This is a genomic window from Pseudoalteromonas sp. OF7H-1, assembly GCF_022347825.1.
Taxonomy (GTDB): Bacteria; Pseudomonadota; Gammaproteobacteria; order Enterobacterales; family Alteromonadaceae; genus Pseudoalteromonas; species Pseudoalteromonas maricaloris.
The window spans coordinates 351,477-375,150 of the sequence record NZ_JAKRFX010000001.1 but is presented as its reverse complement, the minus strand read 5'-3'; the positions used below and the strand labels follow the sequence as shown (position 1 = coordinate 375,150).

The following is a 23,674-nucleotide window of genomic DNA, read 5'->3' as shown; positions in this document are numbered from 1 at the left end:
TTGATCTATCGTAAAACCAGTTAAACTAGCGCTATCTGAGAGTTAGGGGGTGTTATGAAACGAACCAAATTAGTGAATCAATTAACGGAATTACTGAAGCCATTTCAAATTAACGATTACTGTCCAAATGGTCTGCAAGTAGAAGGGACAGACGAAATCAAAAAAATCGTCACAGGTGTTACCGCCAGCCAAGCTTTAATTGATGCCGCTATTGAACGCGGTGCAGATGCCATTTTGGTTCACCACGGCTATTTTTGGAAAGGGGAAGATCAATGTGTCACTGGCATGAAAAAGCGCCGCCTACAAGCCCTGCTTGCCAATGACATCAACTTAATCGCTTACCACCTTCCACTGGATGTTCATCCTGAACTCGGAAATAACGCACAGCTCGGTAAGTTACTTGGGCTTGAATATGAAAGACCACTTGAACCTTGGAATAAAAATAGCGTAGCGGTAAAAGGCAAATTAGCGACGCCAATGACTGCTGTTGATTTTGCCGCTTTAGTTGAAGAGAAACTCGGTAGAAAGCCGCTCTTAAATGTTGCAGGCGATCATCCAATCAGCACCATAGCTTGGTGTACAGGTGGTGGACAAAGCTTTATCGATCTCGCAGCAAGCCAAGGCATTGATGCCTACTTAACGGGTGAAGCATCAGAGCAAACCATTCATTCATCAAACGAACAACAGATCCACTTTATCGCGGCGGGACATCATGCCACAGAGCGTTACGGCGCGAAGGCACTTGGTGAATATTTGGCAGCGCAATATGGTTTGGATGTTGAATTTATTGATATCGACAACCCGGTTTAACCGTTTGGTGTGATCTCGCATATGGCTAGAAAAAAGCAGCAGCAAAAACCGGCACCGACAGATAGAAACTTTGCTGAACTAACGCACAAGTTTAAAAACAATATCTATGGCACCAATAAAGGTAAAATCAGAGAAGCGGTGCTCAAGCGTGACTTGAGCGCACAAGTTGACTGGTTAACGCAATCAAGTGGCAAACGCATATTAGATGTTGGCGGCGGACAAGGGCAATTGGCGCTCTTTCTAGCATCGCTTGACCACCATGTCACTGTGATTGATATTTCAGAAGAGATGCTTGAACTTGCCAAAACGCGCGCGGATGAAGCCGGACTGAGTGACCAGCTTCATTTTATCCACGCGCCCCTGCAAGCGCTCGATACGCTAAACTTAGGACAATTCGACTTAGTATTGTGCCATGCGGTGCTTGAATGGCTGGTTGAGCAACAAAGTGCGCTTATGCTGCTAAAGACGCAGCTAAGCGAAACTGGCTTGCTTTCGCTAATGTATTTCAACCATGAGGCGCACCTGATGGCCAATATGGTGTACGGTAACTTCGACTATGTGCAAAAAGGCCTTAAGGTAAAGCAAAAAGTAGGTCTCAGTCCCAATAAACCAATTAGTCAAACTGATATGGCAACTTGGCTTGATGAGGCAAAGCTCAGCGTTATGCAAAAAACCGGTGTTCGCTGTTTTCATGACTACTTAAGGGAGTTGAGTAAGGCGGATGAAGGTTTTGATGCTTTGCTCGCCTTGGAGCTTAAATACAATCGTCAAGAGCCCTATGCGTCTCTAGGTCGTTACACCCACTTGATGTTAAAGCAAGCGTAAGTACAGCACTGCTTACGCTTCTTCCGCTCTTAGGGTTAACACCTCAACACCGTCATCTGTTACCAGCACCGTATGCTCCCACTGCGCCGATAGCTTTTTATCTCGGGTTACCACAGTCCAGCCATCTTTTTTGGTTTTAATTTTTGCGCTTCCCTGATTGATCATCGGCTCAATGGTAAAGGTCATCCCAGGCTTTAGCGTCATCCCGGTATTTGCTTTGCCATAGTGCAATATATTTGGCGCTTCATGCATTTCTCTACCTATCCCATGACCACAATACTCGCGTACCACTGTGTAACCGGCTTTTTCAGCCACTTGCTGTACAGCCGCACCGATGTCCCCAAGTTTTGCTCCAGGCTTAACCATTTTTATTCCAGCCCACATCGCTTGGTAAGTCGTTGCCACTAACTTTTTGGCTGGGAGTAATGCGTCTGGCATCACGTACATTTTGCTGGAGTCGCTGATAAAGCCATTTTTCTCAAGCGTAATATCGATGTTTACAATATCTGAAGACTTTAAGATTTGTGATTTACTCGGCACACCATGGCACACAACCTCGTTTACAGAACTATTGAGAACGAACTGATAACCATATTGACCAAGGCTGGCAGGACGCGCTTTAAGCTCATCAACAATAAAGTTGTGCACTTTATCATTAATCTCTAGCGTAGAAATTCCGGGTTCAATCCAACTATCAATGTAGTCAAACACCTGCGTAAGCAATCGCCCACTTTCGCGCATCAATTGGATCTCATCAGCGGTTTTGAAGGTAACCTCTTGCATCTCAATTTCCTTTTGGCTGTTGTGACTTCACTCGCGACATCTCTGCCGTAATGATCTCTGTAAAAGTAAGCATTGGATTGCGCTCGGCAAGTCGCCCAATTTTAATCCAGAACTCAGCCTGTGAATTGATTGAGCGCGACATCACAGTGCTCGCTTCACGGATCTCATCGTGTAGTTCATCTGAAATTTTTACGATTCCCACTTATATAAACCATATACATATCATATATACTTTATATAATAACGAAGTTGCGGAACAATGCAAAATCTAATGCCAATTTGCTTATTATTTTGAGGCAAAAGATTTGAAGCAAAGAATTTGAGGCAAAAAAATGCACCGCTTCGGCGGTGCATTCCGTATTTCAAGCTTACGTCACCCAAGCTTAGGTTGACTCACTAAAAGCTATAGCGCATCCCTAATTGCCAATTGAACGGTTCGCCGTGCATTACGTAGCCGTCCCAAGATGAAATACTGTTGTAGTAACTTTCATCCAGTAGATTGTTGAAGTTAAGCGACACACTAAGTTGTTCACTCACTTCATATCTTGCCATTAAATTAAGTAACGCACCGGAAGATTGTGTGATCTTATACGCCTCGCTACCGCCGCCCGGCAATGGCCTTTGTGGTATTGCATAAAAGCTACCTTGCCAATTAATTCCAAGCCCCGCAGTAAAGCCGTCAACAAACGCGCTAAAGTCATAGGTGGTATACAGGTTGATCAGCTCTTTGGGCTGATCCGTTAACAGCTCTTTGCCATCTTTTGATTCAGTTTTGTGTTTTGACAGCCCTAAGCTGATATTCCACTGCTCATTGATAGAGCCCGTAAATTCAACTTCGAAGCCTTCTGTCGTATCGCCTTCACCGCGCTGAATATATGGCCTATTACCCTGCGGAGTTAGATAGCTGTCTGGGTAATTTGGATCGGCAATCGCAAGTCCATTTTCAACATTGCGATACACCGCTGCCGTAAAGTTCAAGGTGTCATCAAGCAACTCACCTTTTACCCCTAGCTCATAGCTTTCGCCTGTGCTTGGGTCGAGCATTTTATCATTGATATCAAAATAGGCTTGCGGCTGAAATGCTTCTGTGTAGCTTGCGTAAACACTATATTGTTCATTGATATCAACCACGACTCCGGCATAAGGGGTGACTTCTGTATCCACCTTTTCATGATAGCGATTACGAAGAAACTTACCGTTGTTAGGATCATATAGGTCAATATCGTACTCCCAATTGGTGATCCTAGCGCCAACAATAAGTTTAACATCATCATGCGGGTTAACACGCACGGCTACAAATCCACCATTCGAGTCTGTTATCGTCAAACTATCACGGCCTAAACCTTTAAATGGATAGCGCGGCACGTCACCAGTCCAATCGTGAAAATTTAATCCTTCTAATGAAATCGTGGTTTGGTCTGCTTCATTACCAAATGACGTACGCTCTCGCTTGAATTGGTTGTAGCTGAAAATAACATCGTGCGTACGACCAAATAGCTCTACAGGGCCTTGGAGTGACAAATCAATTGTCTTTTGTTCATCTTCAGAGCTACTTATTACAGCACTGTAACCGAATCCATTATCGCTGCTGCCATCTGGGTTAATAGGCCCATCAGGATAAACGAAAAACAGCTGCCCACCTTGCATCTCAATGGTATTGTAAGTCGCGATGGCATGGAGTTGCCAATCGTTTTCAAACGCGTGATCAAGCCCAACAAAATAGGTGTATTCTTCGATTGGCCAGCTACTCCATTTTGCCGTCATCCCGGTGTCACCACGGCGTCCCTGATAGCGACTCCCATCAGCGTAAAAGTATGGTTGAGAGTGGCTATTTATCGCCCCTTTTGAAGCAGTATCAGCATATTCCACACCGAGTCGTAATAAGGTGTAGTCGGTCAGATCTGCCTCAATAGTAGAATATATGGACGTCTTCTCTTGGCTATAACGCTCAATATAAGAATCTCTTTCATAATGTGCAGCAACAAAGCGGCCGCGAATACTGCCTTCTTGGTTTAACCCGCTCGCCACATCCACCTCTGCGCGGTAATTATCCCAACTACCGGCCGAAACCGCCACACTGCCCTTAAATTCATCGCTTGTTGCACGTTTTCTTACTAAGTTTACGGTGGCGGTTGGGTCACCAACGCCAGTTAATAAACCATTTGCACCACGTACAATCTCAACGCGCTCATAAGCAACCGCATCCCCGTTTACATTTGGTCTTCGGCCACCTGGAAACTGTTGCACGCCGTCTATTTGGATTAAATTGACATCACCGCCACGTACAGAAAAACGTGTCCTATCAAGACTGGCTCCCCGCTTTGCATAAAAGCCCGTTGCATGTTCCAAGATCTCATCAATGTTAACCGTTTGCCAATCTTGCATCATTTGATTAGTGATAACGGTCACCGCTTGAGGCGTTTCACGTTGTGATAAAATCATTTTTAATGCTGCTTTGTTCGAAGACTCGGTGTAATTTTTTACACTCGTACCAGTCACATAAATATGCTCTAGTTCTTGAGCCCTGCCATCACCCACAGCATCAGCAGCTAGCGTATCATCAGCAACTTCAGCGGCATGTGCATTGCCGTGTAGTGAGAGCAGCACAAAAGTGGCGCAAAGAGAGAGTTTTAAAGAATGGTTTAGTGTACGTGGAGATGAAGAGCGCATCGTTTTTCCCTAAATTAACTTCATTTTGAAAACGATAGTGATTATCATTTATATTAACTCTTCTTTCAAGTCCCTTTTTTAGTTATATGAAGTTATTTTAAGTGCTATTCAAACGTACCAGCGACCAAACCCTATTGAGCTTTGCCGTTTACCTTTTGTTTTTACCCTCTGCTATTTACTCAAAAAGTAGGGAGCCCCTACTTCTTCACCACAGGTAAAGACTCCGCCAGCCACTTATTCATATCACCTTCTAGGTGTTTTAAGGTGTAGCCTTTTGGCGCCAGTGCCTCAATAAATATGCCTGCCCTACGCCCTGAGCGGCAGTACACAACAAGTGGTATATCAGTCAATTTAGTCAGTTCTTCCTGATGCGTCTCAATCTCGTTAAAGGGAATGTTTATTGCCCCTTTGATATGTCCTGCGGCAAACTCTTCAGGGCTTCGTACGTCCACTATAGTGTAAGCATCTGCAGACATCTGATTTACCATCAGCGCTTGTTGTGTGATCGTTTCCGACTGTGCGTAGCAAATACTGCTAACAAACCACATAAAGCTAATAATCAGTTTTCTCATTTTTCAGTCTCCTTTTTGTATAATCCATCAAATACTATTTGCCACTTATCGACCCCTTGCTTACTCTGCCAAACTTGACGTACCGTACCATCGGGATTCGCAGTCCATGTTATCTTATCCGTCACCTTAATACCTGCTGCATTTTTCCTATCCCCTTGTAATACCATTTTCCCTTCATGAAACTCACCATCCAACCGTAACAACAGCCCGCTATTATCCACCCAAGTTTGATGCCAACGATGAGTGGATGCATCATAAATATTTATACTCTCACCACGATACCCAAGTTCAGTGGTATAACTTTCTTTAATGACACAACCATCATACTCACGGGTAATACGATTACGTCCAGACTCAAAGCCTCCTACGCTCGTTACCGACCAATCTCCAAGCCAAAAATCAAACTGTCTAAATCCTTGTTCTTCACATTTAGCTAAGCTATTACAGCTAAAAAACAAAATACTAATAACCAACCATACCTTCATTTCGCTGACTCCTTATACCCAACCTTGTTAGCTTAGCGGGGATTAACCAAACAGCTAAAGAAATCAGAAAATACTCCGATACAGTTAGAAATAGAGATAACAAGGATAACGTTATGGAAATTCAAATGAAGCCACATCACTTTGCCGACGCACTAAACGCAAACAACGAAACATCCACTGCCACAAGTAACTCCACAGAAGAAACGGAAGCAAAACCAGCAAATGAAACCATACTGACTGAGTTTATGGATAAAAAGGCAAAGAAATACAAAGGTAACAACCCTAATTTTAAGCAACAATATGAAATGTTAGAACAGTCAGAAGCCCTAATGAAAGAGCAAATCCAACATTTACAACAGCTTATTAGCGAGTTAAAAAAAACACCTCTGCAACGAGCTATAAAGGTATCCACAGTAAGCGATGCTGATATCCCAACAACACAAGAAAATATCCTGAGATATGAGCATACCGGCGCAAAACAGTACCACGATAATGAAACAGAAAAAGAAATTGAGATTTTAACCCAACAACTTGATGAACTTAAATCACAGCATGCAGATATAAAGCAACAGATGATCCAAATGGTACTTGATGAAATGACTAGGCAACGAGATAAAAGGTATGAAGTCTAAATCAGGGCGGGATCGTACTTTAAATTGGCGAGTCTTGGGGTTTGATGATCTGATTGCGCATCGCAATTTTTTATTTAGAGTGGATTGAAGATCTTAGAACCGATGTTAATATCAAACATAATCTTGTCGACGTCTTGTTTTTAACTTTGAGTACCGTGCTTAGTAGCGCTGACGGATGGAAGTCACTTCAAGAGTTTGGTGAATTGCAACTGGATTGGCTAAGGCAGCATCGTCCTTTTGAAAATGGCATTCCAAAACGTCACTGTATTGCTAATATAATCAGATCATTAGACACAGGAGCTTTACTCACGGCACTGTTAAATTGGATTAGCTCCCATCGTAAAGAAGCTCAAAAGCCACACATTGCGATTAATGGGAAGGTGCTTAGAGGTTGCTGAAAAGACAATGTGTACAATGCGCTAAATGTGGTTAGTGCATTTGATGTTGATAATGGGCTAGCCTTGTATCAACAAGCTGCGCAAAACAAAGGCCAAGAAGGTAAAATTACCTGTGATATCATCGACATATTAGCGTGTAAAGGTTGTATTGTGACGCTTGATGCTCAGCATTGCCAAACGAAAACATTGGAGACGATTGTAAAGAATAAGGGCGACTTTATTATCCAAGTCAAAGTCAATCAGCGTAATTTACACAATGCTATCGCTGAGCACTTTAAAATTCACTATGACTACATGGACTCACACGAAGAAGCACAAAGCAATGGTAATGCTCATGGCCGAGGCGAAAGTCATCTAGTTATACAGATACCGATTAAATTACCACAGAAACTCAAAGAAAAATGGCCTCATGTCAAAACGCTGATTGAGGTTGCAAGAGGTCGTAAATTAGGTGACAAAACCAGTTATACCCCCCACTTCCATATCAGTTTAATGGCGGTAGATCCAGGGTTAGTGGCAAAAGCAATAGGCGAACATTGGCACATAGATAATCGGCTTCACTGAGTCTTAGGTGTTGTTTTCAAAGAAGATAAGTTAAAGGTATTAGACCCCGACGGGGCGGCACACATCGCTTTGTTCAACAGAGTATGCTTAAACATAATCAGGCAACATCAAGGTAAAAAAGACAGTTTAGCAGCGAAACGAAGAGGAGCAGCTTAGAACGGTGATTTTAGGACGGAGTTACTTTTTGGTTAAGCTGTGAACAAAGTGGAATTCCCCCTGTGTTCGAGCCAGTTTTGACGATGAATTCAGGGCAGAACTTATCTTCGGTTAATGGCAGTTAACAAAGTGTGCTCTCACCTTGGAGTTTCAGTGAACTTGCTTTTCTCATCATAAATTTTCCTATTGTTGTTAATGGAAAACTCTACTTATGAACTGCTTCATTTTATGGGGTAGTTGTAATTTTTTATACTTTGAGTGCTTAAAATCATACTCAATTATCAGTTCAAGGAGAGAACGATGGGATTAGTAAGAAGCGGTAAATCAATGTGTCGGATACACCGTATTATCATTGTGTTTCACGCTATATTCGCCACGCATTTTTGTGCGGTGAAGATGAACTCATGGGTAAATCATATGAACACCGACGAGGCTGGGTAGAAGAGCTGCTGCTGTTTTTGCTCAAGTATTTTGTGTAGTGGCCAATACTTTTTCCCACCTCACTATAAGTTTCCCAGTATTGTTTTTCTTTAATAATCGGTGACCAATCATGAATAGGCTTTTTCATATAGTGGTATATCAAGATATAATATGCTTCTGTTGAAAGGAGAAACAATGAGAAAAAATATATTAGCCATGTTAATGATCGCTTCATTAAATGCGTATGCATCTAAAGTAGTTGTTGTTGACAATTTTGAGCAAATTGAAATTGAGCTTAAGACTTTAAGCGACGGAGATTTCATCAAAACAAATAGCTATAGTTCTGGCACCTATCCTTATGGCAGCGCTATATATAAGGTGATTTCTAGTAGCAATTGTCAAAGTGGTATCGATATAAGGACAATGCAGGTAAGAAGTGAGAAAGTCTGTGCGGAATTAGTGATTAAGACCGAAATGGAGTTAGAAGCTTTTGGTGTTGAGAAAGTAAGCGTTCCTGATGAGTGTAATGATGAAACTAAGGATAGTACAAAGCAAATTAATGCAGCCTTGGACAAAGTTAGTACGTTAAAAGTGAATGGCCTCTACTGTGCGTCAAAATTAGAGCTTAAATCAAAGCCAAATAGTCGCCAGTCGATTATTGGCTCAAACCCCTTAATCGCTGGCTTTTACTCAACAAACATACAAGCAAGTACAAATACAGGTATAACAAGTTTTGTTACTACAAATGAACAGCGCTCCTTTCCCATAACATTAATGAACCTAACACTTGATGCGCGCCAAAACCATGATGTGGTGCTCGGTGTTAATTGGTTTTTTGGATACCATTCAGACCTTATTTTATCTGGAGCTAAAACAACGACACTTAATATAAAATCCGACCAAGGCACTATCGTCAATAATGTTTTTAAAAACATTACTTTCAAAGGAAATGTTAGCAAAGCACATATGTTTGTTAAAAATGCGACAGATTGGCATCTAGAAGGCGGTACATTTGAGTCAACAAGTAGTGTGAATTTACAGGTGGACTCTGACAGTTTAGCTGGTGTGTTAATTAATGGTGTGAAATTTAATGGAAAAGTCATAATACCTAATAATTCGTATGGCTCAAGAATTATAAGCAACCAAATCGAAGATCTTAATATTTCTGCGAGCTCTGGTTTTGGTAGTGGTCAAATAGGACCTAACAACAAGATTAAAAAACTTAACGTTACACCGGGAGATAACCGTATTAACCTAGTAAGATCTATTTCTAATACAATCTCAAGCCTTGAATTTAATAGCGAGACAGGGGGAAGTAAAGGGGTTAGATTTGTTTCTCATCTAGATGATATAGGCCAATTCCCCGATAGTCAGCGCAGTACTGATCAATACATTTTCAAAAAATCCAAAGTTAATTACAGAGATGTTACATATAATCTTTGTGGTGATTTTAATTCTGGAGATTTTTCAAATGGATTAAATTCTAAAATCTATGGTTGTCAATAAGGGATGATGATGAATAAAAATTATATATTGGTGCTTTTTATTAATGCATTCTTCATTAACCAAACTCTAGCTAGTGAAGAAATTTACTTACACTATAAAACAGTAACAGCCCTTATTAATAGTGAAACTAGTGAAAATTTAGACGGCGAAAAGGTAACTACATTAGGCTATTACAGTGTTGGTGACTTTGGCGCAGCAACTTATAATTTTAGTGTTAATAAAGGTGATTGTATATTTCAGCTTGAAAATTTGGGGCAGACACTTTGTGCTAAATTAGATATGGGAAATACACAAGGTATCAATATTGAAGCATTTGGAGTGAGGAGCAATACCAGCAACCGGAATGAAGTGGAGCACAACAACGCTGCCATTCAACTTGCATTTAAAACCGCTTCCAAAATAGTTTTGAATGGTCAATATGAGGCATGTCAACTGAGCATCGAAGCAGGAACAGCGATATCAGAAATTGCGACAAATGCTCCTTTTTCCTCACAGGGTTCAAGCCGTGATGTTGGATTTATACGTGGTAAAGACTGCCTAGAGATACCTAATACGTTTCTTGAAATAAATAAAAGCGTTATTCTAACGAATATTCATGTAAAAGGAGCATTTTCAGGTACAACCCATAAGCTTCAAAGTGCTATAAAGTTAAATAACGGAAATTTAACTATAAATAGAAGCAACGTTTCAAATAATGGAAATGCAATAATACATGTTGTATCGGGCGATTCATCTTTAACATTAACTGATTCATTTATCAGTGGCAGTGCAAATCATGGTGTATATTTCGATGAGTACGCTAATGGAGGTTTAATTGTTCACGGAGGTTTTTTCTTTAATTATGGATCTGAAGATGCCAGTTTTTCATCAAGCATATTGATTTCAGATAGTGCAACTCCTACTTTGGATATAGACGGGACTCATTTATATCAATACTCTCCTGAAAATAATGTTAGGAGTAAAAATCATATAGCTTTGTGTTTGAGAAGCTGGGGGGATAATTCTAGAATTAGTAATTCTTATTTTGAAAATGACGTCTATATTAATTTCGGGAATCACTGTAAAACAGGTTTGGCTTCACCTAAGTTTAGCTTTAGAACCGCAATTTATAGTATTAATAATACGTTCATGAGGGACTTTTCTTCTAGTGCAACGCTACGTTCAATTGGAAACAATTATAGGGGTTTGACCGGTGAGGCTGACTTCCCTAGTAAAATAGATGTTTCAAGTAATTACTACAATGTATTATCTCAGTTTGATCATGTTAGAGATGCTAAAAGTGTTAATTTGCATTACCCCGTGCTTTCAGACACTAAAAGTCTAAGTGCCGCAGATGATAGGTGGGTAGAAAGCTTTAATCTAGAAAACAATCAAAATGATGATGTATATAATACGCTAGTAAATAAACTACATAATCTACCAAGCAAAGAGCAAAAAAGTTGGTTAAACCGCTGGTCTATTAGTCATCAGGCCCATTCAAGTAAACAAGTGATTTCCGACGTTATTGATGGAGCACTAGTACTAGGTAATACAGGTATAGGAGGTGACTGGGCTAATGCACAACGCTTGACTTGGAAAAGCCAAAGAATTCGTATAAAAGGTAGTACGAAGTTGTATATAGCATATAAAGGTTCAGAGGGGCTGGATAGTAAAAGTTCTGCATACAGTGATTTTATTAAGTTTTATTATGTTGTTTATAATGGTGCGGCAGAAGTAAAGAGGGGCACATTCTTTACTAGGTGGGGACAAATAGAGCAGCACTATATTACTCAAGGGTTTGATATTCCACTATCAGGTGAAGGTGAACTGGTATTATTTATCGACGCAAAAACAACTTCAGATACTGAAAAGTATTATATTAATCAGATCAAGGTAAAGTAAGTTATATTAAGTGTACTAGTGTGATTACCAAAGGATACTGACGGTATAAGTACCAAGCGACTTTGACGTAATCACACTATCAATGTTGCCGAGTTTCAGCAAGTTTTGCTAACCGTAACACAGTAGTATTCGTACTTTCCCTTAGCCAGATATTGCGAACGCCGCTATCATGTATGTCGACGTTTCTTTCAGACTTGAGCAGTCGTGACACTTTGGATTGTCCCATGTATGGGTTAGCTAGTGAGAATTCGATGACAACTTCCTCAATAGCTCTGTCAGTACGATTTTTGTGGTGACGATTTGGCATTTCCTGACGTTTTAACGATTCGATCCCACCTTGTTTTATCAGCTTACGATGGCGGTAAATAGTATCGCAGGGGACACCACTTTGACGTGCCACATTTCCCTAGCTTGTCAGCCAGAGCCAATACATCAAACTTCTTCTGGATCTCATGGTTTTCAGAGAATAGCTTATTAGGCTCACTGACTTCGGTTATCTAGTCGATTCTGAATATTGACGTTTTGATGCTTAGATTGGCCGTACAAAATCAGCCCAGACTGAGCATTACCTTTATTGACAGCGACGTTATTGCACAGCGCTTCGCGCTGTTAAGAGCTGATATAAAATCTAGGCATAGAAAAGCCGTAGTTGAGCTAGGATTTTACGGCAGTTTTGACCTACACGCGCAAGTACTGCGTTAAGCTTATCACCAAGCTTCCCTTTTAAACGGTTAAGACCAGAGTGACCGTCTTGTTTTATGTACCCGATGATTGGCTCTATCGCATTGCGTCGCTTGAGTTTTTTCTTAATACTCGGCGTCACTCAACGTTTCCCATAACGTGTCACCATCATAGGGATTGGAGTGTATTGCATGAGCGCACACCACAAACAGCTCTTTCAATGTAGTTGCGACACCCACTTTGACACCAAACTCATATGGCTTGGCGCTTTTTCCCTCGGAGATACATTCAACACTAGGCTCATGTAGGCTATATAGTTTGTTTTTACTCGTTCTTCTTGCTTCAACAGTTGCTCAGTAATTTTCCGCAAGATGTCTTTTATCACTCATCTGAGATAGTTTTTCTGTTTTTTCAGTGTTTTCTTAATGCGTTTGAATTGTTTGCCATGAACATAACACGCTACTTTTTTGTGCTGTCTTACGGCCAGTTCGTTCATAACTTTGCCTAAGCGCAATGCCAGCTTACTGAGCGAAATTAACCAGTTTATTGCGGTATTGTTCGAGCAACTTGCTGTCTGTTGAGTTAGCAATATTTTTCTCCATGACAGCTTGAACGTTGAATTGTATTGTTTTTAAGACCCGCATCTACCGTGAGTGACAGCATCAACTCAACGCCATCTTCGCCAATTCTCTTGCGAATACGTGTCATGAACTGGGATCGCAAGGCGGCTCATGCGTAAAAAATTGCATGCCACAATAATATTGCCAATACGGGTTTTCGCACCACATGACCACCGTGTTTTCATCAGACAGTTTATGAATTTGTTTCAGGTATTCGAGACCCGTAAGTAGGCGGATAGGCTTTGCGCAAGTACCTTTACCCCTATAATGCTGTTTGAATTTAGCCTCTAGACGCCGCCAATCAATGAGTTTTTCCAGCTTCACGAGCTCGTGACGCGATGAAACGATATCAATAAGTTCGACTCTTTTGTGGAGTGTGCGTGGTTGATTTTGGTGTCATTTTTACACTCAAATTGCAATGTTTTGGTTATGTGGTTCAAAAAAACTGCAATTTTAGGACAGAGTTACTTTTTGGTTAAGCTGTGAGCAAAGTGGAATCCCACCCTGACTTCATAACAACTGAACTAAATCAATATTATGCAGATTTCTACAACTAAAATTTTGGTGAATTTTAATTCACCTAGCCTACACACCCCAATCTCATCGTTCAACGCCATCTATAAAGCCACATAAAACAAAGATTTTAAACAAAAAAGTAAGTGATGTGGCAAAGTTAAAAACCGGACATTTTTTAGAAAATAAAACCACAAAAAAAGGATAAAAAACCACACTGACTTTCAGCTAAAAAATCACAAATCTAAAACACAAAATATAATCAACAAATAATACAAACTGCAAACATTAGCAAAAAACATTTAATTATTAATATCACCTGCTTTTCAAATACAATACCGCCCCTTTAAATATCAATCATCATCCATGGATTCATTGAGCTTCAATAATGCAGTTAAAAAAACTATCTATTTCTAACCAAATAACGTTAAGTTTCACCTTACTTTTTGTCATTTTCATTGGAGTTGGCTTGATGAGCTACCAAGGAATGAAAGAAGTAAACGCCAATCTGAACGACATAGTCAGAACCAGCATTCCATCGATGGAAACCATCAAAGACATTAAAATTGACTTAGCAACGATACGTAAAGATGAGTTTAGTACTGCGTTAAACCCTGAAGACTCAGAGGTACGAAACTGGCTCGCTATATTAAGAGATCTGAAGAAGTCATTGAATGACAAGATAACATTTTATCAATCATTACCTGTCAGCAAAGAAGAAAAGGCACTGTTCAATGCGTTTATTACCGCTTGGCAGCGATACGTCAATGCCACGTACCGTTATGAGAGCCTCATCATCAATGGTGATGCCAAAGAAGCGAATCGAATCATTTTAGATAGCTACCCCCTGTTTGCCAACGCCATGTCTGAGCTTAGTGAACTGGAAGCACTAAATGATAGCAGTGTTGAAAATTCTGAGCGCTCGGCTATATCAGCAGTTAATAGTACCTTATTTACTTTAGCGATTTCTGGATTACTCGTTGCAATAACCATAGTCATTATCTGTATGCTGTTGAGTAAAGCGATTAAGACACCGCTCGCTTTATCCGTGGAGCTTGCGAGTAAAATCTCCCGTGGTGAGCTAAATCATGCGATTACACTTGAAGATACAGGCAAGAACGAGCTCGGTTTATTGACCCAATCTTTAGAAAAAATGCGTTCACAGTTACACGCCTTAATCACCATGATCAATGACTCTGCCATTCAATTAACTGCAGCAGTAGAAGAAGTAAATGCCATTTCTTACCAAAATGCCCAAGGTATGAATGTACAACAAAATGAGCTGCAATCCGTCGCATCCGCGATGACACAAATGCAAGCAGCGATTAGTGAAGTAGCTAAAAGTACAGAAATGGGTGCTGAGTCAGCAAATCAAGCAAGTGAAAAAGCCAGAGAAGGCAGCGACGCACTTAAATCAAATATTAATCATATTTCAGACGTTGCACAAACAGTCACAGCTGCAGGCGAGCTTGCCAATAATCTCGAGAAAAACTCACACAACATTAATGTGGTTGTTGACGTAATTAGAGAAATCGCGGAGCAAACGAATCTATTGGCATTAAATGCCGCCATTGAAGCCGCTCGTGCAGGCGCGCAAGGGCGTGGTTTTGCCGTTGTTGCGGATGAAGTTCGCTCACTGGCCCAACGCACCCAAGATTCAACCACGCAAATTGTTGAAATCGTCAACGACCTACAAACCAAGTCGAAGGAAACTGGCGTGGCAACCAAGACCTGTGAACAAGGTATTGCACTTTGTGTTGAGCAATCAGAAGTCGCTGGCAATATGATCCATCAAATTGAATCTCAAATTGATAGCATCGCAGCCATGAGTACACAGATCGCGTCAGCTTGTCATCAGCAATCAGTGGTTTCAGAGGAACTGAACAAAAATATCGAAACTATCAATTACTCAGCCGTTGAAATGACCGAAGGTGCCAACCAAACCGCGACGGCATGTAATGAAATGAGTAAACTTGCCCACGACTTAAAGTCACAAGTCGACAAGTTTACGCTCTAAAATACCGCCATAATGGATAAATAGCGCCTAAGCCTACGTACGGCTAGGCGCTATATAATTGAGGCACTTTATCATCGGAAAACTATACTCGGTAACAGACATCGCAAAAGTTGACTGCTGCGCTCACTTCAAGGTTGATTCTACAAACCTCTTAGCCGCCTCATGGTTATTATCTAATTGCAATAACTGCCGATAAGTAACACCTGCATTGGTTTTATCTCCTTTAATAAGATAGGCTTCGGCAAGACTGTCATAGGTATTCACGCTTTTTGGGTGTGCCGTAACATTCAATTTGAAAAATTCAATTGCGGCGTCGTAATAACCGACTTCCAATAATTGATACCCAAAGCGATTTAGCTGGCGCTCACTCAGCCCCTTCCCTTTGCGAACCTGTTGTTGATAGTTTTTAATCGCAACTTCAACGCCGTCAGATAAAATCGTTGCAAAAAGCAGCCGATATGGACTTAACTTAGGCGCTGCTACAGCCCTACCTGCAAGGATTTCAAGTATGCCATCAACCATCTGTGTCAATGGCGCGCCACCTGTATTATCCAATAAAATAATAACCGTTTTGTCCTCCAATACTCTTGCAATCTTAGCCCCAAACCCTGGGATGCCACCAGCATGGTGAACCAGCGTTTTAATTTGACTGGTATCTTCTTTGTCGGTGACTTCCCAGCCAAACCCGTAATTTCTATGTTTAGAGGGGGTAAATAACAATGTCTTGGTCTCAGGCGTTAATAGCTTATCTGTGTATAATGCCCGGTCCCACTTATACATGTCTTGCACCGTTGAATACATTGCGCCTGCGGAAAAAGGTACTGTCATGTCAATAAAATCGGCATGTTTGAACCCCTTCAACGTGCTATCGTAACCATTCGCTAGACCTTTAATTACCTGCTTATGATCGGCAAATCCAGTTTCTTTCATATCTAACGGTACTAATATTTGCTTTTCAAGTAGTTGCCAGTAACTTTTTCCGCTCACAAGCTCAAGGATACGCCCAAGTATAGTGTAGCCGGCATTGCTGTAACGAAACGCAGAGCCTGGCTCAAACAACAAGTCTCCTGAGCAGAAATGGTCGATAAACTCATCGCGGTTATAAGGGTTGTGACTTTGCACTTGGCGAAATTCAGGGTGTTTAAACACATCAGGTAGGCCTGACGTGTGATTAAGTAATTGCCTTATGGTAATTTGGTTTCCCGTATCCTTTCGGTATTTAGGTAAATAACTGGAAATATTAGCATCAAGCTCAATCTTTCCTTTCTCAACCTGTTGTAATACCAAAAGCGCGGTAAACTGTTTGGTCACTGATGCTAGCTTAAATTTAGTATTGGGCTGATTTGCTATTTGCCACTCTACGTTGGCAAACCCATAACCTTGTTGCAGTAACACCTCAGATCCTCGAGCAACCAAAGCGGCACCATCAAACTCTTTAATTTGGTGATACTGCGCGATATAGTCATCTAGTTGTTTTTGCAGTTGAGTCGTCGCCTGAGCAGGCATAGAAAACAAGCATAAAAATAACAGTAAATGGGGTAATGCTTTCATGTAAATCCTTGTTTATTGTTATGACGAGTCTTACTCTACGTATCTAATATTGGCTTGCCAGTGCGCTTTGGTGACATTGCGTGACAAAACAATTAAAAGCATTTAAATCAATAAAATAAAAAATACAGGATTTATGACTTGCAGTATCAGTTGAATCAAAAATGGGATTTTGATGTATCTTCTCGCACCATCAGTCATCGCGATGTATCTCATGTACTGACACCGCTCGCACATAGATTGTTGCTGAACCTGATTGAGCATGCACCTCACCTTGTGAGCCACCAGCAATTAGAACAACAAGTTTGGCTTGGTCGAGTCGTGACTCATGATGCGATTAAAAAACAAATAGCACGGCTACGAAAGCTCCTTGAAGATGATGCCAATAAACCAGAATATATCGTGTCTGAACGCAGCGTCGGATACCGCTTTAGTGCAACCGTTAATAAGATAAATCATAAACCGCAAGCGCCAGCAGTAAAGCGATTTACGACTCTAGCCGGCGGAAGTATCGGCCTAGCTCTGGCGTGTATTCTTGGTATATATCACTCCCCTTTTACCTCACCATTTTCTTCAACAAGCTATGACGCAACATTGAGCATCGCCCAGCAGCACTTTACCCGACAAACTTTAGAAGATAATTTACGGGCGATAGCGCTGTATCAGCAAAGCATCACAACATCACAAGACGTAGATGAGAGTTATAAGGGCTTGAGTCGAGCTTTATTGAGCGACTATAACTTATATAATCAGGTTGCAGACGCGCTGACGAAAAGCCGGATCAATACAGAAAAAGCGCTGGATTTAACACCCGATAGTCCATCAGTAAAACTGCTTTTGGCTCAAGTCCATACTCTTCAAGGGCATTACCATCAAGCACAACAACTTCTAAATGACACCATAGCAAATACGCCGAATTGGCCTCTGTTAAAGTCACACCTAGCCGAGACCTATCTCTTGCAAGGCAACACCATTGATGCATACCCACTAGCACGCCAAGCTTATGAGGCTTCTCCCAGCGAGCCTAAGGTAGTTGCTAGCTACCTCCACTGCCTGCGCAAAATGCACATGGCCAACTGGTTTAGCAAGGTACTTATCAACGCCCGTCCTGAAGTAAAGGGATCTCCTTGGATACAACTAGAACACGTCCAGTTTTTACAGCAACAAACGCAGCATAAAAAAGCCATCCAACACCTTAACTTATTAGCCAAAGCCGCGCCAAATACCCAGACATTAAACTGGTTCACAGCCCTTTCTTATCTAAGTAACAATCATCATGATAAAGCGACCGATGTTTTGGTGCTGACTGTTGAAAAACACGGTAAATACGCATTATTCAGTCAATTATACTTGTCACTCCTCACAGCTAAGCATCAATCAATAAGTAAATATACCGATGATATTGCCAACCAGATAAAGACCGGCAACCAAGACCCTGAATTAGTCTTTAGCCTCGGCCTCATCAGCCTTTACCATCAGCAAAATGACAAGGCTCAGGACTATTTCAAACAGGCTATTCAACAGGGATTTAGTGACGAGTTTAGGTTTAAAGCATTGCCTTTCAACATCACAGGAGATCAAGCTCATTTTGTAGATAGCATTGTTGAGCAACTTACTCTGACTAACTTAAAGAAAAGAATAAAGCGCACACCAAAGTAGTCACTGTGCGCTGTATACCAATAAGTTAATTGGCAGGTCTTAGTGTTTCGATTACCTGAGCATCAACCCAAAAAATATCAGCATCTCTTGAAGGTGTGGTACGGTTAAAAAACAGATATTTGCCATCGGGCGTTACACTCGCTGACGCCTCCCGCGCACTCGTGTTTACTTTGTCTCCCAAATTAATCGCTTCGCCCCAACTACCGTCTTTCAAACGAAAGCTGATATAAAGATCTGAGTTACCAAACCCTGAATCTCGAACCCCGTCCCATATAATGTAAGAATCATCGGGCGCGATAAATGGATGCGCATTATATAGACCAGTGTTAATTTCAGGACCTAATTTAACCGGTCTTTGGCGTTGACCGTTTTTCACCTCAGAGATCCTAATAACATCGCCACTTTTATAATCGTCAAACACATACGTACCACTCGCAGATGCACTTAACCGCATGATCCCCCAACTTTCTTTATCAAACATAGGGCCTAGACTTTTGGCTTCAGACCAGCTCCCCTCTCGACGCGTCATAACATATTTCCCCATATGCATGCTCACACCATCTGGTGCTAGTAATGGCCTTCCAACTCTTGGACCAACAACCGTTTCATGCCACTGTTCACCTCGCTGCTCGTATGCAATTAAACTCCAACGGTTCACGTTCAGATCCTTTCGCGTAAAATAAAAAGTTTTCATATCGGGAGAGAAAAACGCATTGTGATCCCTGTGCTCTGTTGACACCGTGCCAAGCGCAAATACTTGAGGTGTGTCCTCAGGTGGTGTTTGGCCAAGATAAGGGCCTATTAAAGATACTTCTGCGTTTTGAGCAAGGCTCTTGCTGACCATTACTAAAGTTACGAATAGTATCAACCATTCAGACGTCAATAATTTGTTATCCATTTTTAGCTCCCTATTACTAATTAAACTTTTGAAATCAATTACAAAGGGTGTTCAAGCTAGCAAGTGGTGAGAGTGATGCCATGAAATTTGGATGAATTTTCGCTGATTTTAACGTTATGCTTTTCTATCTTCTTCATATAAGTTAATGTTTTTATTTGTTTAAGCTAACATTACAGGTGCTGTAAGCGCTATTCATTGAGTTCATATCAGTTTTAAACGTACCGCTATATTTTATTTATATGTTCACGTTGAGCATGTGATACTCATCTGATATCGGCGCGATTTTTGCAGGATTTTTATTGTAGAATAAGCGTAATGCCATTAGCAGTTTTAACGTCAAAAGTTTAGCCCATGACCAAGATTCAAAGTGTAATCAACAAGCAGTATCCAGAACACATTGCCGTGATCACTGAAAACGGCGAATCCTATACTTATCGAGCGCTGCTTGATGATGTTGCAAATGCAGCAAAACCCTTACAGCAAAAGGCATTACTTTTTATCATCGGAAATAATGATTACCCATGCCTTGTTCATTACCTAGCAGCAATTGAGGCTGACGTCGTAGTACTGTTTTTAAGTGCAAATATGGCAACTGAGCAGCTCGAAACGCTAGTGTGCACATACCGACCTGACTATGTTTTAACCAAAGCAGAGAAAGCAAGTATTTTCTCTAAGTACACAGTTTTAAGCTCACAGGATCAATATCAATTACTATGTGACCCCTTAAATAAACCTCACTCTTTACACCCCCAATTGGCATTTTTGGCTTCAACCTCGGGATCAACCGGCTCACCAAAACTCGTTAGATTTTCTAGACAAAACCTATTGAGTAACGCGCAAGCTATCAAAGAATATTTATCTATCACCCCATTAGAGCGCGCTATTGTACATTTGCCTATTAGCTATTCTTATGGATTATCTATTGTAAACAGCCATTTACTTGCGGGTGCCTCAATTTATCTGACAAATGAAACGATAATGGACAAGTCATTTTGGGAAAATATGACGGCTCACGAAATTACCAGTTTCTCAGGAGTACCATTTCATTATGAATCACTACTGAGAATGAAGCTTGATACCATGAAATTGCCCCATCTTAGAACGATGACACAAGCCGGTGGTAAATTAGCAGAGCGATATTTGTCAAAGATACAAACATTGACGAACAAAATGGGTATTAATTTTTGGGTGATGTACGGTCAAACAGAGGCTTCACCGAGGATATCTTATATGCAGCCTAGTGATTTGAATACGCACCTTGGCAGTATCGGTAAAGCAATTCCGAGAGGAAAACTATGGCTCCAAGATGAGCAAGGTAACGACATCACAGAGTCAGGCGACATAGGCGAGCTAGTCTATGAGGGAGATAATGTATGCTTAGGTTACGCTGAAACTATTTTCGACTTATCTAAAGGTGATGAAAACCAAGGCATTTTGAAAACAGGCGATTTAGCAAGCTGCAAACAGGGCTATTTCTACATAGAGGGCCGCTTAAAGCGCTTTATCAAAGTGTTTGGAAATCGTATATCTCTGAGTCATGTTGAAGCAACGTTGCAAGAATTAGGGTATGAAAGTGTCGCTTTTGGCACTGATGATAAGCTAAATATTGCCATTGTAAATGGCGAAGAAATTGATCTACGAACACTTAAAAAAACGTTCGCAGAACTATTTTCCATTAATTTTACAGCCATCAAAATTCAAACTGTTTCACACATTCCTCGATTAGAAAGTGGCAAGGTAGATTATCAATGTCTTATGAAGTAGATGAAGTAATATTATCTGATTGGCCACCATACGCATGGCCTAAGCAGCAAAAGCAATCTGTATTAATATCAAAGTTGGCTGAACTAGATCAACTTCATTTGTCTCAATGTCCGCCATTTGCAAAGCTTAAGCAGTCTATGCCTAGTATTGACTTAAATAGCCACCCATTTAGTCCGTTTTTTCCTCTGCCAGTCAGACTATTTAAATCTCAAGAATTAAAAAGTGTACCACAAGAAAGTGTTATTAAGACGATGATGTCTTCGGGAACCTCTGGACAATCCGTTTCCAAAATTTATCTCGATAAAAGAACATCAGCGCTGCAAGTAAAAATACTCTCTAAACTAGTTACTCACTTAATTGGTAAACAGCGCCTTCCAATGCTAGTTATCGACTGTCCGTCTACCGTCAAAAATAGAACAAAGTTTTCGGCTCGTACTGCGGGTATCTTAGGGTTTTCAATGTATGGGCGAGACATCACTTACGCATTGAATGATGATATGACAATAAACTTTGATGCTCTCAACGCATTCATAGACAAATATCAAGGACAGAAAAAGTTTATCTTTGGCTTTACTTATATAGTTTGGCTTCATTTTGTTGAAGCCTTAGAGCAATTGAGCAAAAAAATTGATTTATCCGAAAGTATTTTGCTTCATGGTGGTGGCTGGAAGAAAATAGAAGCAAATAAGGTAACCAAGTCACATTTTAAGTCTAGATTAGCTAACGTTACTGCAATCCAGAGTGTACACAATTACTACGGTATGATTGAGCAAACAGGGTCTATCTTTATGGAGTGTAAACAGGGCCACTTCCACTGCTCATCATGGTCTGAAGTAATAATTAGAGACTTTAAAACATTACAACCAGTTAAAGATGGTAATTTGGGGCTTATTCAATTAATTTCTGCACTCCCTCATAGCTACCCTGGACACAGCATCTTAAGTGAAGATATCGGTGTAAAGCTTGGAGAAGATGACTGCCAGTGCGGCTGGAAAGGTACCTATTTTGATGTACTGGGTAGAGTAAAGCAAGCGGAAGTGAGAGGGTGCAGTGATACTTATTCCAAATAACATTCAAGCTCACTTTACCACCTTAGTTGGTTCATCATCTGATTTTCATATTCAACCAACAAGGGCTTGGGAAGAGCAAACCATATCGTTTTTAAATACACTTTCAGCAAGGCTACGACGACATCCAGAGGCAAATACGCTTCCAGATCTAATGGCGCTCGCGTTTTGGCTAAGAAAAGCCAACCTTTTATCAATGAAAACAGGCCCCTACTCAAACAGACTATCTGTAGGGCTGGGTTTAACCTTTCATATTTGCCCAGCAAACGTACCGATAAACTTTGCTTATTCACTCGCATTTGCGCTACTTGCAGGTAATAGCTGTGTTTTGCGCTTGTCATCTAAATCAAACCGCAGCACAGATATTGCGTTACAAACTCTCTCACAATTATTATTAGAGTCTGAGTACCAATCAATCGCCCAACGAGTTTTTCTTATTCGCTATGCTCATAATGATGATGTCACTGCATTTTGGCTCAGCCAAGCAGCAGGAAGAGTGATTTGGGGCGGTGATCATACCATTAATAAAATGCGCCAATTTGCCACGCCTCCTCGCTCTAGAGAAATAGCGTTTGCAGATCGCTACTCTCTATGTTTGCTTGATGCTGCCTACATTAGCTGTTGTTCTGACGACCTTATCAATACCCACTGCCACCATTTTTATAATGATATATATCAGCTAGATCAAGCGGGCTGCTCATCACCTCAGCTGTGTGTTTGGCTTGGTGATGACTCTTCGGTTATAGAAGCAAAAAGTCGACTTTGGCAACGCTTAGCTGACATTGCGGCAGATAAATACGCGATTGAAGACATTCAGGTACTAAATAAGTTTGTGGATACTTGTAATGCAGCTATTGACCATGAGGATATCGCCAATATTGAAATTGCTTCACCTGAACTTACTAGGATTGAAGTAAAATCCATCAATATTTCTCAACAAAGCTTCCGTGGTACGAGTGGCTTAATCTACGAAACCAGAATTAAATCGATAGCGCAGCTTGCCCCGCTAATCAACGAGAAAGTGCAAACTTTGAGCTATTTAGGCGTTGAGAAAAGTACTATTGCTGAGTTTATCTATAGCAATGGCTGTAGTGGAATTGATCGTATAGTCCCCATAGGTAACGCACTGAATATGCACAATTTATGGGATGGATACGATATAATAACGACATTATCCCGAATCGTAACTATCGACTAAGATATTT

At 40.9% G+C, this 23,674-nt stretch carries 20 protein-coding genes and 2 pseudogenes; 12 read left to right on the top strand and 10 right to left on the bottom strand.

Features of this window, described 5'->3' with window-relative positions; all coding sequences use genetic code 11:
- The first annotated feature begins 54 nt into the window (after window positions 1-54).
- Both MHN30_RS01735 and MHN30_RS01730 read left to right on the top strand, forming a co-directional pair.
- Window positions 55-810, top strand: coding sequence for a Nif3-like dinuclear metal center hexameric protein (locus MHN30_RS01735; RefSeq protein ID WP_239357563.1), 756 nt, complete (start codon window positions 55-57; stop codon window positions 808-810).
- Window positions 811-831: 21 nt separating this feature from the next.
- Window positions 832-1,635, top strand: a complete 804-nt coding sequence (locus MHN30_RS01730; RefSeq protein ID WP_239357558.1) for a methyltransferase domain-containing protein — start codon at window positions 832-834, stop codon at window positions 1,633-1,635.
- A gap of 12 nt (window positions 1,636-1,647) precedes the next feature.
- On the opposite strand, the gene map is transcribed toward MHN30_RS01730, so the two are convergent.
- From map to MHN30_RS01705, 5 genes are all read right to left on the bottom strand, one after another.
- Window positions 1,648-2,418 carry a type I methionyl aminopeptidase gene (gene map, locus MHN30_RS01725; protein ID WP_222241109.1) on the bottom strand — a complete coding sequence of 257 codons (771 nt, stop codon included), beginning with the start codon at window positions 2,416-2,418 and terminating at the stop codon, window positions 1,648-1,650.
- Window position 2,419: 1 nt separating this feature from the next.
- The gene (locus tag MHN30_RS01720; protein WP_039496819.1) at window positions 2,420-2,620 is read right to left on the bottom strand and encodes a ParD-like family protein; all 201 of its coding nucleotides are present in this window, start codon (window positions 2,618-2,620) and stop codon (window positions 2,420-2,422) included.
- A gap of 194 nt (window positions 2,621-2,814) precedes the next feature.
- Window positions 2,815-5,088, bottom strand: a complete 2,274-nt coding sequence (locus tag MHN30_RS01715) for a TonB-dependent siderophore receptor (RefSeq protein ID WP_239357549.1) — start codon at window positions 5,086-5,088, stop codon at window positions 2,815-2,817.
- A 197-nt stretch (window positions 5,089-5,285) separates the two neighbouring features.
- Window positions 5,286-5,660: a rhodanese-like domain-containing protein gene (locus MHN30_RS01710; protein WP_069020152.1), complete on the bottom strand. Its 375-nt coding sequence runs from the start codon at window positions 5,658-5,660 to the stop codon at window positions 5,286-5,288.
- On the bottom strand, window positions 5,657-6,145 hold the full coding sequence (locus MHN30_RS01705) for a hypothetical protein (protein ID WP_130163661.1): 489 nt from the start codon (window positions 6,143-6,145) through the stop codon (window positions 5,657-5,659). The genes MHN30_RS01710 and MHN30_RS01705 overlap by 4 nt, the downstream gene beginning before the upstream one ends.
- Window positions 6,146-6,258: 113 nt before the next feature.
- Between MHN30_RS01705 and MHN30_RS01700 the strand changes: the two genes are divergently transcribed.
- The 5 genes and pseudogenes from MHN30_RS01700 to MHN30_RS01680 all read left to right on the top strand — a co-directional run bounded on the left by MHN30_RS01700 (window position 6,259) and on the right by MHN30_RS01680 (window position 11,702).
- Window positions 6,259-6,777: a hypothetical protein gene (locus tag MHN30_RS01700; RefSeq protein WP_239357536.1), complete on the top strand. Its 519-nt coding sequence runs from the start codon at window positions 6,259-6,261 to the stop codon at window positions 6,775-6,777.
- A gap of 59 nt (window positions 6,778-6,836) precedes the next feature.
- Window positions 6,837-7,895: pseudogene (locus MHN30_RS01695) on the top strand (ISAs1 family transposase).
- Window positions 7,896-8,218: 323 nt separating this feature from the next.
- Window positions 8,219-8,356 (top strand): annotated as a pseudogene (locus MHN30_RS01690) (transposase); the annotation flags it as partial.
- A gap of 154 nt (window positions 8,357-8,510) precedes the next feature.
- Window positions 8,511-9,821 (top strand): hypothetical protein, encoded by a 1,311-nt coding sequence (locus MHN30_RS01685; RefSeq protein WP_239357534.1) that lies wholly within the window; start codon window positions 8,511-8,513, stop codon window positions 9,819-9,821.
- 9 nt (window positions 9,822-9,830) lie between these two features.
- Window positions 9,831-11,702, top strand: a complete 1,872-nt coding sequence (locus MHN30_RS01680; protein WP_239357532.1) for a hypothetical protein — start codon at window positions 9,831-9,833, stop codon at window positions 11,700-11,702.
- Between the two features lie 79 nt (window positions 11,703-11,781).
- Here the strand turns inward: MHN30_RS01680 and MHN30_RS01675 are convergent, their stop codons facing one another.
- The 3 genes from MHN30_RS01675 to MHN30_RS23765 all read right to left on the bottom strand — a co-directional run bounded on the left by MHN30_RS01675 (window position 11,782) and on the right by MHN30_RS23765 (window position 13,091).
- Window positions 11,782-12,102, bottom strand: coding sequence for a hypothetical protein (locus MHN30_RS01675; RefSeq protein WP_239357529.1), 321 nt, complete (start codon window positions 12,100-12,102; stop codon window positions 11,782-11,784).
- Window positions 12,103-12,330: 228 nt separating this feature from the next.
- Complete coding sequence (locus MHN30_RS01670) at window positions 12,331-12,525, bottom strand: hypothetical protein (protein WP_239357526.1); 195 nt, start codon at window positions 12,523-12,525, stop codon at window positions 12,331-12,333.
- Window positions 12,526-12,965: 440 nt separating this feature from the next.
- Window positions 12,966-13,091 carry a hypothetical protein gene (locus MHN30_RS23765; RefSeq protein WP_275446429.1) on the bottom strand — a complete coding sequence of 42 codons (126 nt, stop codon included), beginning with the start codon at window positions 13,089-13,091 and terminating at the stop codon, window positions 12,966-12,968.
- Between the two features lie 813 nt (window positions 13,092-13,904).
- Between MHN30_RS23765 and MHN30_RS01665 the strand changes: the two genes are divergently transcribed.
- Window positions 13,905-15,533, top strand: a complete 1,629-nt coding sequence (locus MHN30_RS01665; RefSeq protein ID WP_239357514.1) for a methyl-accepting chemotaxis protein — start codon at window positions 13,905-13,907, stop codon at window positions 15,531-15,533.
- A gap of 123 nt (window positions 15,534-15,656) precedes the next feature.
- Here MHN30_RS01665 and MHN30_RS01660 read toward each other — a convergent pair whose 3' ends face one another.
- Window positions 15,657-17,084, bottom strand: a complete 1,428-nt coding sequence (locus MHN30_RS01660; protein ID WP_239357512.1) for a beta-lactamase family protein — start codon at window positions 17,082-17,084, stop codon at window positions 15,657-15,659.
- A 138-nt stretch (window positions 17,085-17,222) separates the two neighbouring features.
- Between MHN30_RS01660 and MHN30_RS01655 the strand changes: the two genes are divergently transcribed.
- On the top strand, window positions 17,223-18,740 hold the full coding sequence (locus tag MHN30_RS01655; protein ID WP_239357509.1) for a winged helix-turn-helix domain-containing protein: 1,518 nt from the start codon (window positions 17,223-17,225) through the stop codon (window positions 18,738-18,740).
- A gap of 25 nt (window positions 18,741-18,765) precedes the next feature.
- Here MHN30_RS01655 and MHN30_RS01650 read toward each other — a convergent pair whose 3' ends face one another.
- The gene (locus MHN30_RS01650; protein ID WP_239357497.1) at window positions 18,766-19,638 is read right to left on the bottom strand and encodes a hypothetical protein; all 873 of its coding nucleotides are present in this window, start codon (window positions 19,636-19,638) and stop codon (window positions 18,766-18,768) included.
- A gap of 351 nt (window positions 19,639-19,989) precedes the next feature.
- On the opposite strand from MHN30_RS01650, the gene MHN30_RS01645 reads away from it, so the two are divergent.
- From MHN30_RS01645 to MHN30_RS01635, 3 genes are read left to right on the top strand one after another with little or no spacing between them, the layout of a single operon-like run.
- Window positions 19,990-21,402 carry an AMP-binding protein gene (locus MHN30_RS01645; protein ID WP_239357495.1) on the top strand — a complete coding sequence of 471 codons (1,413 nt, stop codon included), beginning with the start codon at window positions 19,990-19,992 and terminating at the stop codon, window positions 21,400-21,402.
- Window positions 21,387-22,472: an acyl-protein synthetase gene (locus MHN30_RS01640; protein WP_130163651.1), complete on the top strand. Its 1,086-nt coding sequence runs from the start codon at window positions 21,387-21,389 to the stop codon at window positions 22,470-22,472. The genes MHN30_RS01645 and MHN30_RS01640 overlap by 16 nt, the downstream gene beginning before the upstream one ends.
- Window positions 22,453-23,667: an acyl-CoA reductase gene (locus MHN30_RS01635; protein ID WP_239357479.1), complete on the top strand. Its 1,215-nt coding sequence runs from the start codon at window positions 22,453-22,455 to the stop codon at window positions 23,665-23,667. The genes MHN30_RS01640 and MHN30_RS01635 overlap by 20 nt, the downstream gene beginning before the upstream one ends.
- Window positions 23,668-23,674 lie beyond the last annotated feature (7 nt).